The organism is Streptomyces sp. NPDC052043 (assembly GCF_044548235.1).
GTDB lineage: Bacteria > Actinomycetota > Actinomycetes > Streptomycetales > Streptomycetaceae > Streptomyces.
Genome location: NZ_JBIUBT010000002.1, coordinates 725,154 through 739,864, shown reverse-complemented (window position 1 = coordinate 739,864; position 14,711 = coordinate 725,154). Strand labels below are relative to the sequence as shown.

Here is a 14,711-nt window from a genome sequence, read left to right as displayed (position 1 = left end):
GAGCCACGGCCGGTTAGGCCGACACCGGTGTCAGTACCTTCGTCTACGGTATGCCCAGACAAAGCTATCTGGAGTAGGAGCCACCATGCCAAAGCGCGTCTTCGTCAGTTTCGACTACGACTACGACAAACCCTTGAAGGACTTCCTGATCGGGCAGGCCAAGAACCCCGGCTCGCCCTTCGAGATCCACGACTGGTCGATCAAGGAAGCGTCCCCCGACTGGAAGGACAAGGCCCGTACCAGAATCCGGGCTTCGGACATCGTCATCGTCATCTGCGGCGAGCACACCGACACGGCCGCCGGCGTGGCCATCGAGCTCAAGATCGCCCAGGCCGAGGAGATCGACTACTTCCTGCTGAACGGGAACAGCGGCAAGAACGCCAAGAAGCCGACAACGGCCAAGGCCACGGACAAGATCCACAAGTGGACGTGGGAGAACCTCAAGCTGCTCGTCGGAGGGAACCGATGACAACGCCTCCTGGGCCGAACCAGCGACCGGAGATACTCGAGTTCTACAAGCTCGCCGTGGAGATGGCCGACCGCGTCTCCGCGCGCCGAGGAACGGCCAATGCCTTCTTCCTCTCTGTACAGAGCGCTTTCGTTGCTCTGGTCGGCTTCGGCTTCCCCAAGCTCTCCGACTCTCCCTGGTGGGTGTCGTTCGCCGTAACTCTTGCCGGTATCACCCTCTCGGCTGCCTGGTGGATGCAGCTTCGCAGCTACCGGGACCTCAACATGGCAAAGTTCAAGGTCATCAACAAGTTGGAGGAGCACCTCCCCGTCAAGATCTTCGCTGATGAGTGGGAGGCCCTCACGACCGATCCGATCCCCAGCTGGCGCAAGCGCTACGCAGAACTGGGCACCTCGGAACGCGTCGTCCCCCTGGTGTTCGCCGTGGCACACCTGGTCCTCTTTGTGGGCACACTGTCCGAGTGACCTACCTCGACCCCATTGCCGACCTGATCCGGTCCTGCCTGCCCCCTGACGCCAGGCCGCCTGCCAACTCAGACGGTCTGTTCCGCATCTACGCCGTACTTCTGCAGGCCAAGGGGGAGCAGGTCACCGACGAAGACGTCCACAACGCCTGGTCAGCCTGGATACAGTCTGTGGACTGTACTCATGAGGCGCTGGTTCCGTTCAAGGATCTTGATCCGAAGACACGCGCCTTCGACGCCCCGTACGCAGAGGCCATTCGCGTGGCAGCCCGTCGGTCGGACCGCACGACAGGCTGATCCGGGAGCACGGGAGGGCTGGCGGTCCACCCTGTACTCCCGGCGCCAAAACGACCGCACCAGATCCCCGACCGGGTGCTGGCAGGCAGGAACAGTCCCGCCGGTTGCAGTCGCCGTCCGCCTCCTGGGCGGACCTGGACCTGCCTGCCCGCAGGCCGCAGAACTAGGGTCCGTCTTCAAAGATCGCTAGATACGGCGCCTTGGGGCGAAGGGGCTCGTGCAGCCGGCCTCCCCTTTCTCACCGGCTCACGGCGGGTTTTCAGCGCCGCCGCACCCTGATCCTGGCTCAGCCCGGCGGTCCGTCAGGCGCTTGCGCTCGGTGGCCACCTCCAGCGTGGATTCCCGACACCCAGCCTGGTCCGCTGTGGAGACCGTGGCACCGCTTTCCAACTACCCTATAACCGGTGGAAGTTGGGTAGGCATCTCTTCACTCCAGGCGACGTCCTTCCGGAGAAGTTGAGAGGTCTGTGACCTGACCACCTACGGGGAGGCGGGCTTGAGACACATCGAAGCCTTGGTGCACGACCAGCTGCACGACATCGACATCGCAGCCTGGCAGGACGTCCCGGCCGAGCAGTTCGCGGGCCGGCCGGAACTGATCGCGAGGTACCTGGAGGACGCCCCTCATGAGGCCGCGGCGAGGGCCCTAAAATACGCCAGGAGCGGGGGTTCCCTGTCCTACGACGAGATCGGCTTCCGTTCCCTGAGCGTGACGCCGTTCCAGGGACAGGTACCGTTCAAGAGTTTCACCCAGGCGCGGGCGGACGCCCAGCGGCAGCAGCGGTGGCGCGCAGCCGAGCTGCTCGAGACGCTGTTCGAGCAGCAGCCGAAACTGAGACACCGACCGTTCAGCGTGCCTGACGGGCGGTGGGCCCACGAGACCAGCGGGAACCTGTTCAACATGGTACAGAAGGCCGAACACGGCGAGCCCGAGGACGGCATCGTGTGGTCGTTCCCGTTGAGTTCACCGCCGAGCGTGTTCCTAGACGGCGCACAGGACCGTGATCTGCCCCAGCTGCTGAGCCAGTACGCACGGTACGACCTGACCGACGGTCGGCGGCCGAACTGGTTACCACTGCCCGCCCTGATCGGCGCCGGCCGTTTCGTGCGATGCCAGCAGTGGCGGACGTCACTGGTCTCGGAAACCCTGCCCGGCCATTACTACCTCTTCCTCTCTCACCGCTGGCTCACGCCGACCGCGCCGGACCCCGACGGCCTCCAGGCCCAATTGGTGGCCTGGCAGCTGGTCTCGGCCATGTGCGAAGCGGTCTATGTGGCGAGAGAACGCGGCCTGCACACACCCCGGAAGTACAGCCAGATCGCCAACGGCGCAGTCGGAGCTGCAGGATCCGACCTCGCCGAGTCCCTCCTCGTCAATGTGCTGCGCAAGGCACTGACTCCCTCCGCCCTGGCTGGCGTGTACGAAGAGGTACTGCCGCTTCAGGAGGTCACCGCGGACAACGGCACCCGGATGGCTCGTTCGGACATCGGCCTGGGCCACCTGCGCGAGTTGATCGGCGATCGCCCTCTGCTCGAAGGCCTGCTTGCTCGTTTCCACGTCTGGTACGACTACAGCTGCGTCCCCCAGCCTCCGCGCACCGCTGAGGAACAGGAGGAGTTCGCTTTCGCAATGGGGCACTTCGGTCTGCTCCAGGCACTGGGCAGGAGCGCCATTCTGCTCGATGACGCTGACGACTACCTAAGCAGGGCATGGTGCACGCTCGAAGTGCTGACGGCCGACGCTCTGGAGAACTTCGACGTGTTGGTGGGGGCCGACCGCCCGACCGTGGTGAAGGGACGGACGGAACATCACCTGAGCATGCTGCTGCAGGACCGGCCGCATGTCGTGTGGCGTGCTGTGCTGGACACTGAGGTGTTCCGGGTCCAGACACTGGCAGACTGCATGCGAAGGCTCGAGCTGGCGGCGACCGACACGGCCGACCTGCCGACGATCTATCAGGGGCTCTGTCGGTTGGGCGCCCCGCGGAAGATCCACATCGACGACAGCGAGGTGGTCACCGGCACGTTTCCCCTTCCCGTCGTCCAGCGCGGGCGCACGATCGTCCTGCCCACCACCACCGCGCGGTTGGTGAACGAGCCGCAGCCGACGCGGACCACGACGCTGGACTGGACAGGCGCGACGTCGGTGGATTGGATTCCTGCCGCGGAGCCACTCTCGATCGAGTCTCATGTCGTCCTGGAGCGGGGACGGTGGCGCAGTTCCTGCCACGTTGCGGTCGTCGGAGCGTGCGAGGGCGAAGCGGTGCTCCTCGCCAACTGGATCGTGTCCCGCAAGGACGAGCTGGAGCACGCTGTGGGGGTGCCTATCGGATCACTGACCTGGCTGGCCACCGATGTGGCGCCGGTCGGACACTTCGCGGAGGGAACGCTGCGCACCACCCACGTGGACGCGCCGTTGTGGGTGCTGGTCGCCAGTGACGTCCGCTTTCTGCGGTGCTCTGTGGTAAGCAGTCTGCTCACGGCGCTCCGCGCGGCGCGGATGCCGCTCGTGACGCTGACGATCGACGTACCGGAAGACAACGTCATGCGCTTCGCTCCGACGGACGGCGGAATGAACGATGACGCCGATGCGGTGGTCCGGGTGGCGGCACGGCAGGCCCAGTCCACTGCGTGGCGGGGAGGACTCTTCCGGTACCAACTGCTGGAAGAGCTGCGCCGGGCGGCCACCGGAGCACGCCGGTGAACGGCGACCGGATGGCCCTCCGCGACAACGTGTTCGCTGCCGTCTTCCGTGGTGAGGAGCGGCTGCTCGTCGAGCTGTGCCGAAACTACGCCGGTTCCATCATCGAGCAGTTCGACGAGTGGGCCAAGGTACCGGAGGAGTATCGAACGGACCAGCGGCTGGTTGCCCACTGGGGCCAGGTCCTGGTCACGGTCGCCGAGGTTATGCAGGCTCTCGGATATCCGCAGCCGATGGAGAGGCTCGCACCACGGGGAACGGCCAATCCCCTCCGTAAGCTGAGCCACCTGATGCACAGGGCGCAGCAGAAACACGAGGACGGTGAGTTCGCCGCCAGCTCAGAGGTACTGCATGAGCTGCTGGCCGAGATGGACGGCTGGCAGGGCCCGTCTGTGGACGACCTGCGGGCCAAGGCCTACGGCACGCTCGGCGCCAACTCGGTGCGTCTTGATGCAATTCCGGAAGCCGTTCGGTACACCGAGCGGGCCCTCCAATGCTGCACCGAGATCGGCGACCTAGAGGGCCAGTGGATCTACGCTGAGAACCTTGAAACCGTGTACGCGGCCCAGGAGATCCGGCTCGGCACTCCCCTCGGTCGGCAGCTGATGCGATACCGGGAGCGCATCTCGTACGCACAGGACCTCAGTGACACCAGACGGTACGTGGCAAGCAACGACGTGTTGTGTGAGCTGCTCGAAGATTCCGACAGGGCGGGGGCTGACGAGGATGTCGGCAAGCGCTACCTGGGCAAGATCTATGGCTTGCTCGGTCTGAACCACTTCCGGCTCGGTGTCCTTCCGGAGGCCCAGCGTTTCACCGAACGGGCGCTCGCGGAGTGTCGTCTCCATGGCGACCTCGTGGGCGAGCGCATCTATGCAGCCAACCTGGAAGGGATCAGGTGATGGGTCACGACGAAGCGTCCGAGGACACGTTGCTCGTGGGGACTGCCGCATGCTCGGGTGACAGTCGGGTTTACGCGGCGAGTGTTGCGTGCGGGCCGTGATCGTCCTGTCAAGCGGCCCGGGTACGCCGTTCGCGTCGTGCATCACACGGGTTCGCCCGTCCGGCGTACGCGGGACCTCCTGCGCGGACGCGGTCGCTCCGCCGAACTTCTGGTCCCTTCGGCCGCCGCAGTAGGCGCTGCCGTCGGTCCCGACGTTATTCTGGCGCGGGTGCCGCAGGGCGGTAGATGATCGTCCAGCGCGATCCCGTTCATCCGGTGCTGCTCCCCGGCCGGCCTTGGCTGTCCGCGCCGGCAGTGCTGGGAAGCCGGGCAGCAGGCGACTTTGCTGAACTCCGGGATGACAGCCGCGGCCGTGACCAGGCTGCGTGTGGACATGCGTGAGCCCGTGCCGCCGCGTGGGGCTCTCTGGCTGATGTCGCGGCGGAGCCTGGCGGTTCCCTTGCCCTCGTGGCCGCTGGCCGCGTCGCTGCGACAGGCACGGTCCCGCTCTTGCAGCCATGATCGAACGGGAGGGCAAGGGACCAGTAACGTATGGAGCGCGTGGAGGGATGGCCGTGGGCACGGAGGGACAGCGGAACGTGGAGCGGCTGCACTGCCTGGTCACCGGAGCGTCCGGGTACATCGGCGGGCGCTTGGTGCCGGAGCTGCTGGAGGCCGGTCATCGCGTCCGTTGTCTGGTGCGGTCCCCGGGCAAACTGCGTGACCATCCCTGGGCGGGCAATGCCGAGACGGTCCGCGGGGACGTGACGGACGCCGAGTCGGTCGCCGCGACCATGCGAGGCATCGATGTCGCGTACTACCTGGTGCATGCCCTCGGATCCGGCTCTGGGTTCGAGGACACCGACCGTCGTGCGGCACGGATCTTCGCCGAGCAGGCGTACGCCGCCGGCGTGCGGCGGATCGTCTACCTCGGTGGGCTCACCCCGCGGGGCGTACCCGAGCACTCCCTGTCCCCCCACCTTCGCTCCAGGGCCGAGGTCGGGCGCATCTTCCTCGACGCCCCGGTGCCCGCCACCGTGCTGCGGGCTGCCGTCGTCATCGGCTCGGGATCGGCATCATTCGAGATGCTGCGCTACCTCACCGAACGGCTGCCGGTCATGGTCACCCCCCGTTGGGTGCACACCCGTACGCAACCCATCGGGGTCCGTGACGTGCTGCGCTACCTCGTCGGCTCGGCCACCATGCCGGACTGCGTCGACCGGGCGTTCGACATTGGCGGGCCGGACGTCCTGACCTACCACGAGATGATGCGCCGCTATGCCGCCGTCTCCGGACTGCGGCGGCGGCTCATCGTGCCGGTACCGGTCCTCACCCCACGGCTGTCCAGCCACTGGGTCGGCCTCGTCACTCCTGTGCCCGCCTCCATTGCCCGGCCGCTGACCGAGTCGCTGCGGCACGAGGTCGTCTGCCGCGAACACGACATCGCCCGGTACGTGCCCGACCTCCCGGGCCGGCCGCTGCCGTTCGGCGAGGCGTTGACCCTGGCTCTGCGGAGGGTGCGGGAGGCGCAGGTCGCCACGCGCTGGTCGTCCGCCGCCGTACCTGGGGCGCCCAGCGATCCGTTGCCCACCGACCCGGACTGGGCCGGTGGCAGCCTCTACCAGGACGAGCGCCACCTGCCACTCGATGCGTCCAGGGATGCGCTGTGGAAGGTGATCGAGGGGATCGGCGGCGACAACGGCTGGTACTCCTTCCCACTGGCCTGGGCGGTCCGCGGCTGGCTGGACCGGTTCGTCGGTGGCGTCGGCCTGCGCCGTGGACGACGCGACGCCGAGCGCCTGCGGGTCGGCGACTCGCTGGACTTCTGGCGGGTCGAGGAGATCGAGCCCGGGCGGCTGCTGCGGCTGCGGGCGGAGATGCGGCTACCGGGCCTGGCCTGGCTGGAGATGTACGTCGAGACGGACACCGAGGGCCGCACTCGTTACCGGCAGCGCGCCCTGTTCCACCCGCGCGGTCTGCTGGGCCACGCCTACTGGTGGTCCGTCTCCCCGTTCCACGCCGTCGTCTTCGGCGGCATGGCCCGCAACATCACCCAGGCCGCTGCCAAGGGCATGAGCGCGCGCGGGAGCGCGTCGCACGCCCACCGCGTCCGGCACCCCCGCCGCAAACGGAAAGTCCGGCATTAGCGCAGACCATCCCGCATCACCGCACCAGGAGTGACGCCATGATCGCCGCGGTCGTCCTCTTCACCTCGGATCGACGTCTGCACGACCATCCACCACTGCGCACAGCAATGGCAACGGCTGACGAGGTGGTGTAGCCGCCGAGTGCCGGTCCGCTGAGGTACACATGGCCGCGGGCGTCACCAGATACGCCCAGCACCGGGAAGAGCGGCTGCGCGAGGAGCTCCGCGGACGTGGAGTGGCGCTGTTGCGTGTGCACGACGCCGTGGTCACCGCCGTCGCACCCGGAACCGTCACACCGGCCGGCGCCGACCACTTCGCCGTGTTCACCTCCTACTTCCGCCGCTGGTCGCAGGAACGGCTGAGGGAGACCTGCCCGGCGCCGCGGAAGGTACGCGTCCCCAACAGCGCGCGAGGTGGGTTTGCTGATGCTGCGTCGGGCCAGCGCCCACCGCATCCGGTGGGGGGACCTCGCCCTGGTAGGGACGCTGTCACTACCTGCGGCGCTGTCGCACGATCGATGGGCGGCCTGCCGAAGGTCACCCCTGACCACTCCGCGGCCCGCTACGCTCCAGCCGCCCAGAGAAACCCCCAGGTCAGACAGTGGATCGGTCCTGGTGGCCGTGTCCGGTCGGCGAGTTCGGTGTTGTCTGAGTCGTGGGGGCTTCGCCGTGGAAGGGTCCCCTTTACGGAGCCCTGGAGATCACCCTCACCTACGACAACGCAACAAGGACCCCGACCGTCAGGTCGAAGCCCTCGCTACTGTGTCGTTACTGTGAGTGTCCGAGGGGGGACTTGAACCCCCACGCCCGATAAAGGGCACTAGCACCTCAAGCTAGCGCGTCTGCCATTCCGCCACCCGGACTAGGTGTCTGCCGCCTGACCGGGGGTGTTCCCCGCGGCGACATGGACAACGATACCAAGGTTTCGCGGTGCGTTTCACCTGCGTATCCGCGCTGGGAGGGGACGGAGGCGGTGGACACGGATCGTGATCGGGGCGTGACGAGGGTCATCCCTGCCGGGCGAGTTCCGCGGCGCGGCTCGCGGCGGTGTCCATGGTGGGGGCCTGCTCGAGCAGGGGGTGCGCGCGCTCGTCGAGGATGGCGCGGCCGCGGGCCGCGTTGTTGCCGTCGAGGCGTACGACCAGCGGCTTGGTGAGCCGGACGGCGTCCAGGACCCGGACGATGCCCTCGGCGACGGTGTCGCACGCGGTGATCCCGCCGAAGACGTTGACGAGGACCGATCTCACGGACGGGTCGGAGAGGACGACGGACAGTCCGTCGGCCATGAGGCGCGCGCAGGCTCCGCCTCCGATGTCCGCTCCGATGTCGAGGAAGGTGGCCGGGCGGGCGCCATGGCCGGCGACCACGTCCAGCGTGGACATGACCAGGCCGGCACCGTTGCCGATGACGCCGACCTCTCCGTCCAGCTTGACGTAGGTGAGGCCGCGGGCCGCGGCCGCCGCCTCCAGCGGGTCGTCGTGCTCGGTGTGCTCCGTTCCCCAGCGGGCCTGGCGGAAGCGGGCGTTGCCGTCGAGGGTGATCCTGCCGTCGAGTGCGACGATCCGGCCCTGCCTCGTGCGTACCAGCGGGTTGACCTCCACCAGCAGGGCGTCCTCGCGGACCAGGACCTGCCAGAGCCGGACCAGGGTGTCCACGGTCTGCGGAGGCAGGCCCGCCGCCGTGGCGATCTCGGCGGCCTTCGACGAGGTGACCCCCTCGGCCGGGTCGACGGGAACGCGCGCCACCGCCTCGGGCCGGCGCGCGGCCACCTCCTCGATCTCCGCGCCGCCCTGAGCCGAGGCGACGGCGAGGAACCCGCCCCTCGCCCGGTCGAGGGCGTAGGCGACGTAGAACTCCTCGACGGTGTCGATCGGTTCGGCCACCATCACCGTGCGGACGCGGTGGCCCTTGATGTCCATGCCGAGGATGTGGCGGGCCGTCAGTTCGGTGGCCGCGGGGTCGGCGGCGAGTTTCACCCCGCCCGCCCTGCCCCGTCCACCCGTCTTCACCTGCGCCTTGACGACGACCCGGCCGCCGAGCCTGCGGGCGATCTCACGGGCCTTCTTGGAGGAGTCCGTGACCTCGGCGCGCGGCACCACGATGCCGTACTCCTCGAAGAGTTGCCTTGCCTGGTGTTCGTAGAGGTCCATTCCGGCTCCCGTGCGCGACGGCTCCTGGCTGAAAAGTGCTGCGCAACCCCTGGACACCATTGGCGGGATGCGGGATAACAAACTTCATACAGTATTCGTCGACTGTATGCAATGAGGGACGGTCGGCGAGCAGGTCGAGTCCGGGAGCGGCCGGTGGTGGGCGCGGGCCGCCCCGGGAGCGTACGCACGACCGCACAAGGCCGCGCCGGAGCCGCCCCGCGCCGTACCGGCGCTGTTCCGGCGAAGTTCCGCAAGACACCGGGCCGAGCAAACGCCCGGCGCATTGTCCCCGATCCCCACCGACACGGCGAGGAGATGGCCCGACATGACCGCGGATCCCCTATCGACCAGAAGTGCGCCGGGCGAGGCCCGCACGGCGCACGGCGCGTATCGCGAAGTGACCGACGCCCGGGGGCGGGTGTACCGCGTCGGTGAGACCGACCGGGACATACTCGGCCATTCACGCAAAATCATGGTGTACCTGCCATGGGTCTGCATGATGGCCATCAGCGTCTCCGAGTACGCCTACGGCTCTGCCGAGGACACCCTGTCGAAGGCGCACGGCTGGACCCAGAGCAACACGTTCTGGATCCTCAGCATCTGGGTGTTCTTCCAGGCCGGCATCGCCTTCCCTGCCGGGTGGCTGCGCGAGCGGGGCATCCTCACGGCGCGCCGCGCCATGTACCTGGGTGCCGCCATGTGCCTCGTCGGTTTCCTGGCCCTCTCCCACCTGCACAACGTGATGCTCGCCCTGCTCGGCTTCGGCGTCGTGGGCGGCGTCGGCTCCGGGCTGGTCTACGCCACCTGCATCAACATGGTCGGCAAGTGGTTCCCGGAACGGCGCGGCGCGAAGACCGGGTTCGTCAACGGCGGCTTCGCGTACGGCTCGCTGCCGTTCATATTCATCTTCAACTACGCCTTCGACACCGGGAACTACCACGAGGTGCTCGACCTGATCGGCGTCTACGTACTGATCGCGGTCGCGGTCTGCGCGTTCTTCTTCAAGGACCCGCCGAAGAACTGGTGGCCCGCCGGCATCGACCCGCTGTCGCACTCCGCGAAGAACAAGAACACCGCGAGCCTGGCCAAGAACCCGCCGGCGGCCCGGCAGTACACCCCCATGGAGGCCATCAGAACCGGCATGCTGCCGCTGATGTGGGTGACGGTCGTGATGACCGCCGGCGTGTCGATCTTCGGTATCTCCTTCCAGGTCGCCTTCGCCAAGGAGGTCGGCTTCGGGCCGTTGGTCGCCGCGTCCTCGATGGGGGTCATGGCCGTCATCAACGGCGTCGGCCGGGCCGTGGTGGGCTGGCTGTCCGACCTGTGGGGCCGCAAGTCCGCGCTGGTGTTCGTCATCGTGGTCCTCGGACTGGCCCAGTTCGGTGTCATCTGGGCCGGTCACATGAAGAACGAGTGGCTGTTCCTGTTCTTCGCCTTCCTCTCCGGTTTCGGCGGCGGCGCCTTCTACCCGATGTTCGCCGCGCTGACCCCGGACTACTTCGGCGAGAACTACAACGCCACCAACTACGGGCTGGTCTACAGCGGGAAGCTGGTCAGCGGTCTGTTCGGTGGCGGGCTCGGCGCGATGGTGGTCGCCGCCTGGGGCTACTACGGCGCCTACGCGCTGGCCGGTGGCGTGTCGATGGTGGCCGCCGCCCTGGCGCTGCTGCTGCGGCAGCCGGGGCGCAGCGGCCGGGACGCCGCACCCGCCGCCGACACGGCGGCGGGCTGACACCGCGCACGACGGGCGAAGGGGCCCTTCCCGCGGTCGCGGGGAGGGCCCCTTCCCGTTGGTCACTTGCGGCGCAGCGCGGCCAGGTTCTGGTAGCCGATCCGCGCGTGTTCCATCGACTGGGCCAGGTCGGTGGAGCTCGGGGCGTTGTCCTGCTCGACCATCGGGTGGTGGTAGTTGGGATGGCCGACGCGGGAGAAGAACGTCGTGTAGTCGATGACGCCGGTGCCGAACGGGACCATGTCGTAGCCCTGTCCGTTGGTGGTGTTGACGACTCCGTCCTTGGCGTGGAACAGCGGGTAGCGCTTGTTGTGGCGGGTGACCAGGCCGGCCGGGTCGAAGATGTTCTGCCGGGTGGCGCCGCCCTGGTCGGTGTAGGTGCGGAACTTGTACTGGGCCACGTGCGCCCAGTAGATGTCCATCTCCAGCCAGATCAGCTTGGGGTCGGTGATGGACAGGAAGTACTCCAGTTTGCGGATCCCGGAGCTGCGGGTCGGGCGGCCCTGGGCGTCGAGCGGACCGCCGTCGAGCAGGAAGCCGTAGGCCGCGTCGTGGTTGTGGGTGTAGAGCTTGATCCCGGCGCGGCGGGCGATCTCGCCAAGGACGTGCCACTTGTCGGCGGCGACGTCCCAGTCGGCCTTGTAGTCGCTGCCGGTGGGGTCGTTGCCGGTCCCCATGTGCTGCATGCCGAGGATGTTGGCGATCTCCAGGTGCTTCTTGAAGGTGTCCAGGTCGCCGGTGGTCAGCGGCCAGGAGCCCGGGATGAAGCCGTGGTTGCCCTGCGCCCGCAGCCCGTACTCGTCCAGCCAGCGGCGCAGCAGCCGGGCGCCCTCGACGGTCTCCAGGTCGGCGCCGCCGGGTGCGTTGGGGTGCTGGCCGTAGCCCGCGAACTCGACCTGCCGGTAGCCGAAGCGGGCCAGTTGCTCGAACACGGCCCGGAAGCCGGAGGGCAGACTGGTCGAGAGCGGGTCGCGGCCGGTGGCGTCGCGCACCGTGTAGAGGATGATGCCGCGCTTGTCCTCGGGGACGAGCAGGTGGCCCTTGGCCTTGCCGTTCGACTCGGCGGGGGCCGCCAGCACGGGGGCCGCGCCGAGGACGGGAGCGGCGATCGCCCCGGCCGCGACGGCGGTGCAGGTGCTGAGGAAGCTGCGGCGGCCGATGCCCAGGCTGCGGCGCAGCTGTTCGTCGGTGCCGTGGTCGGTGGCTTGGATGTCGTTCACGGGTGCCTCTCTTCGGACTTGGGGTCTGCGTGGCCGAGACCGGCGAGGTGGAGCAGGAGGGACTTCACGTCGGTGGCCGCGATGCGGTCGCCGACGGCGCGGGGGGTGGAGCACAGGAGGAGCGGACCGTCGTCGTCGCTCGCGGGCAGGCGGCCGTGGCTGCCGCGGATGGGTGAGGCGTCGAGGGGTACGACCGCCATGCGGTAGCGCAGGCCGAGTTTCTTGCGGGCCACCGCGGTCGCCGCCCTGACCTTCACATAGGGGTCGTGCGGGTCCATGAAGAGCTCGACCGGGTCGTAACCGGGTTTGCGGTGGATCTCGACGAGCTGCGCGAAGTCGGGCGCGCGCTCGTCGTCGAGCCAGTAGTAGTACGTGAACCAGGCGTCCGGCTCGGCGACGGCGACGAGTTCGCCGGAGCGCGGGTGGTCGAGGTGGTGGGCCTTCTTGCCCTCGTCGTCGAGGAGTCTCTCGATGCCGGGCAGTCCGTCGAGGGCGGCCCTGGTCGCGTCCATGTCCTCGGGGCGACGCACGTAGACGTGGGCGATCTGGTGGTCGGCGACGGCGAAGGCGCGCGAGGCCATCGGGTCGAGGTACTCCATGCCGTCCTGGGTGTGCACTTCGAGCAGGCCGGCCCTGCGCAGGGCGCGGTTGATGTCGACGGGCCGGTCGGCGCGGGTGATGCCGTACTCGGACAGCACGACGACGGTACGGCCCTCGGCGCGGGCGTCGTCCAGGAGCGGGGCCATGGCGGCGTCGAGGTCGGCCGCCGCCTGCAGGGAGCGCGGGTCGTCGGGGCCGTAGCGCTGCAGGTCGTAGTCGAGGTGGGGCAGGTAGCAGAGCGTCAGGTCGGGCCGGCGGGTGCGCAGGATGTGCCGGGTGGCGTCGATGATCCACTGGCTGGAGACGAGGTCGGCGCCAGGGCCCCAGAAGTGGAAGAGGGGGAACGTGCCGAGTTTCTCGGTGAGTTCGTCGTGCAGGGCTGGGGGGCGGGTGTAGCAGTCGGGTTCCTTGCGGCCGTCGGCGTAGTAGACGGGCCGTGGGGTGACGGTGATGTCGGTGTCGGCGCCCATGGCGTACCACCAGCAGATGTTGGCGACCGTGTAGCCGGGGTGGGCGCGGCGGGCGGCGTCCCACAGTTTGTCGCCGGCGACGAGGCCGTTGTGCTGCCGCCACAGCAGGACGTCGCCGAGTTCGCGGAAGTACCAGCCGTTGCCGACGATGCCGTGTTCGGAGGGCATGGTGCCGGTGAGGAAGGTGGACTGGGCGGCGCAGGTGACGGCGGGCAGGACGGTGCCGAGCGCGGCGCGGGAGCCCGACTGGGCGAGGGCCTTGAGGTGGGGCATGTGGTCGAGGACGCGCGGGGTGAGACCGACGACGTCCAGGACGAGCAGGGGGGTCGGTCGTCCCTGGGGCGGCGTCATGGCAGTTCCTTCAGGCCGAGGTCGGTCAGCAGGTCGCGGGTGAGGGCGAGTTCGGCGGCGATGCCGTCGGCGAGCCGGCCGCGGTCGCGGGGGCGCAGCTCGGGCGGGAGTGCCTGCCAGGTGTAGGTCTCGACCTCCAGGTGGCGGGTGAGCGGCCGCGGGCCGCCGACGAGCCGGGTCAGGGCGGTCTTGAGGACCGGGAGGGTGGAGGTGAGGGGTGCGGCGGGGGCGGCGTGCAGCGGGACGTGGAAGTGGGCGCGCCAGGGTGCGGCGTCGGGCAGGGTGTCGCCGCCGAGCGCCGCCCCGAGGTCGTCGGTGCCGCGCAGGCCCGCGGCGGTGAGCGTGCGGGTCTGGTGCAGGAAGCGGGGTTCGTCGAAGGCGGCGAGGGCTTCGCGGACGTCGGGCAGGTGGGGCTGTTCGGCGTGCAGGGCGGCGGACAGCTGGGACTTGACGAGGGGGACGCCGGCGGCGGTGAGGGCGTCCAGGGCGGTGTGCGGGTCCTCGAAGGAGGTGGCGAGGTGGCAGGTGTCGACGCAGATGCCGATGCGGTCGTGGGCGATCGCGGTGAGCGGGGCGATGGCGTCGTGCGTGGTCTCGACGACGCAGCCGGGTTCGGGTTCCAGGCCCACCCGGATGGAACGGCCGGTCAGCTCCTGGAGGGCGTCGAGGCGTTCGGCGAGGGTGCGCAGGGCGGCGCGGGCCTGCTCTGCGCGGGTGTCGTCGTAGGCGGTGCGCCAGGCCAGGGGCAGGGTGGAGACGCTGCCCTCGCGGACGTCGTCCGGGAGGAGGCCGGCGAGGATGCGGGCGAGCGCGGTGGTGTGCTCGAGGCGTTCCGCGTCGGCCCAGTCGGGCTTGTAGACGCGGTACTTGACCTCCTGGGCGCCGAAGCCCTGGTAGGGGAATCCGTTGAGGGTGACCACCTCGAGGCCGTGCCGGTCGAGTTCGGCGCGCAGGGCGCGCAGCGCGGACGGGTCGGTGTCAAGGGTGCGGGCGGCGTCCCGGGCGAGCCACAGGCCGATGCCGAGGCGGTCGCGGCCCAGGCGGCGACGGACGGGCTCGCAGTGGTCGCGCAGTTGGGCCACGACGCCGTCGAGGGTCTCGGCGGGGTGGACGTTGGTGCAGTAGGCGAGGTGGACGGTGGAGCCGTCGGGGTGCCGGAAGCGCATCGA

Annotated in this window: 11 protein-coding genes, 1 tRNA gene and 1 pseudogene; 8 read left to right on the top strand and 5 right to left on the bottom strand. The window is 68.9% G+C overall.

Annotation, left to right across the window (positions count from 1 at the left end):
• Window positions 1-85 precede the first annotated feature (85 nt).
• The 7 genes and pseudogenes from ACIHCX_RS07935 to ACIHCX_RS07905 all read left to right on the top strand — a co-directional run.
• Window positions 86-469 (top strand): TIR domain-containing protein, encoded by a 384-nt coding sequence (locus ACIHCX_RS07935; protein WP_400027675.1) that lies wholly within the window; start codon window positions 86-88, stop codon window positions 467-469.
• Window positions 466-933 carry a hypothetical protein gene (locus tag ACIHCX_RS07930; protein ID WP_400027673.1) on the top strand — a complete coding sequence of 156 codons (468 nt, stop codon included), beginning with the start codon at window positions 466-468 and terminating at the stop codon, window positions 931-933. Before ACIHCX_RS07935 ends, ACIHCX_RS07930 begins: the two co-directional genes overlap by 4 nt.
• Window positions 930-1,229, top strand: a complete 300-nt coding sequence (locus ACIHCX_RS07925) for a hypothetical protein (RefSeq protein WP_400027671.1) — start codon at window positions 930-932, stop codon at window positions 1,227-1,229. The genes ACIHCX_RS07930 and ACIHCX_RS07925 overlap by 4 nt, the downstream gene beginning before the upstream one ends.
• Window positions 1,230-1,725: 496 nt before the next feature.
• Entirely contained in the window at window positions 1,726-3,933 is a 2,208-nt protein-coding gene (locus tag ACIHCX_RS07920) for a hypothetical protein (protein ID WP_400027669.1), read from the top strand.
• A complete protein-coding gene (locus ACIHCX_RS07915) occupies window positions 3,930-4,832 on the top strand; it encodes a hypothetical protein (RefSeq protein ID WP_400027668.1) in 903 nt (300 codons plus the stop codon). Before ACIHCX_RS07920 ends, ACIHCX_RS07915 begins: the two co-directional genes overlap by 4 nt.
• 610 nt (window positions 4,833-5,442) lie before the next feature.
• Entirely contained in the window at window positions 5,443-7,020 is a 1,578-nt protein-coding gene (locus ACIHCX_RS07910; protein ID WP_400027666.1) for an SDR family oxidoreductase, read from the top strand.
• 38 nt (window positions 7,021-7,058) lie between these two features.
• A pseudogene (locus ACIHCX_RS07905) lies at window positions 7,059-7,513 on the top strand (deoxyribodipyrimidine photo-lyase); the annotation flags it as partial.
• A 284-nt stretch (window positions 7,514-7,797) separates the two neighbouring features.
• Here the strand turns inward: ACIHCX_RS07905 and ACIHCX_RS07900 are convergent.
• Together ACIHCX_RS07900 and sucC are read right to left on the bottom strand one after the other, a co-directional pair.
• Window positions 7,798-7,882 (bottom strand) — tRNA-Leu (locus tag ACIHCX_RS07900).
• 144 nt (window positions 7,883-8,026) lie between these two features.
• Entirely contained in the window at window positions 8,027-9,169 is a 1,143-nt protein-coding gene (sucC, locus tag ACIHCX_RS07895; protein WP_400027665.1) for an ADP-forming succinate--CoA ligase subunit beta, read from the bottom strand.
• Window positions 9,170-9,494: 325 nt separating this feature from the next.
• Here sucC and ACIHCX_RS07890 point away from each other — a divergent pair, with 325 nt between their 5' ends.
• Window positions 9,495-10,901 (top strand): OFA family MFS transporter, encoded by a 1,407-nt coding sequence (locus ACIHCX_RS07890; RefSeq protein ID WP_400027663.1) that lies wholly within the window; start codon window positions 9,495-9,497, stop codon window positions 10,899-10,901.
• Window positions 10,902-10,963: 62 nt separating this feature from the next.
• On the opposite strand, the gene ACIHCX_RS07885 is transcribed toward ACIHCX_RS07890, so the two are convergent.
• Genes ACIHCX_RS07885 through eboE form a run of 3 tightly spaced genes read right to left on the bottom strand, consistent with a single transcriptional unit; the run spans window position 10,964 to window position 14,708 of the window.
• Complete coding sequence (locus ACIHCX_RS07885; RefSeq protein ID WP_400027661.1) at window positions 10,964-12,121, bottom strand: sugar phosphate isomerase/epimerase family protein; 1,158 nt, start codon at window positions 12,119-12,121, stop codon at window positions 10,964-10,966.
• On the bottom strand, window positions 12,118-13,542 hold the full coding sequence (locus ACIHCX_RS07880; protein WP_400027659.1) for a nucleotide pyrophosphatase/phosphodiesterase family protein: 1,425 nt from the start codon (window positions 13,540-13,542) through the stop codon (window positions 12,118-12,120). The genes ACIHCX_RS07885 and ACIHCX_RS07880 overlap by 4 nt, the downstream gene beginning before the upstream one ends.
• On the bottom strand, window positions 13,539-14,708 hold the full coding sequence (gene eboE / locus ACIHCX_RS07875) for a metabolite traffic protein EboE (protein ID WP_400027657.1): 1,170 nt from the start codon (window positions 14,706-14,708) through the stop codon (window positions 13,539-13,541). Before eboE ends, ACIHCX_RS07880 begins: the two co-directional genes overlap by 4 nt.
• Window positions 14,709-14,711 lie beyond the last annotated feature (3 nt).

Bases quoted from the DNA above. Each gene is read 5' to 3' on its own strand.
- ACIHCX_RS07880 (WP_400027659.1), bottom strand. From the start codon at position 13,542: ATGACGCCGCCCCAGGGACGACCGACCCCCCTGCTCGTCCTGGACGTC.
- ACIHCX_RS07935 (WP_400027675.1), top strand. From the start codon at position 86: ATGCCAAAGCGCGTCTTCGTCAGTTTCGACTACGACTACGACAAACCC.
- sucC (WP_400027665.1), bottom strand. From the start codon at position 9,169: ATGGACCTCTACGAACACCAGGCAAGGCAACTCTTCGAGGAGTACGGC.
- ACIHCX_RS07910 (WP_400027666.1), top strand. From the start codon at position 5,443: ATGGCCGTGGGCACGGAGGGACAGCGGAACGTGGAGCGGCTGCACTGC.
- ACIHCX_RS07890 (WP_400027663.1), top strand. From the start codon at position 9,495: ATGACCGCGGATCCCCTATCGACCAGAAGTGCGCCGGGCGAGGCCCGC.
- ACIHCX_RS07930 (WP_400027673.1), top strand. From the start codon at position 466: ATGACAACGCCTCCTGGGCCGAACCAGCGACCGGAGATACTCGAGTTC.
- eboE (WP_400027657.1), bottom strand. From the start codon at position 14,708: ATGCGCTTCCGGCACCCCGACGGCTCCACCGTCCACCTCGCCTACTGC.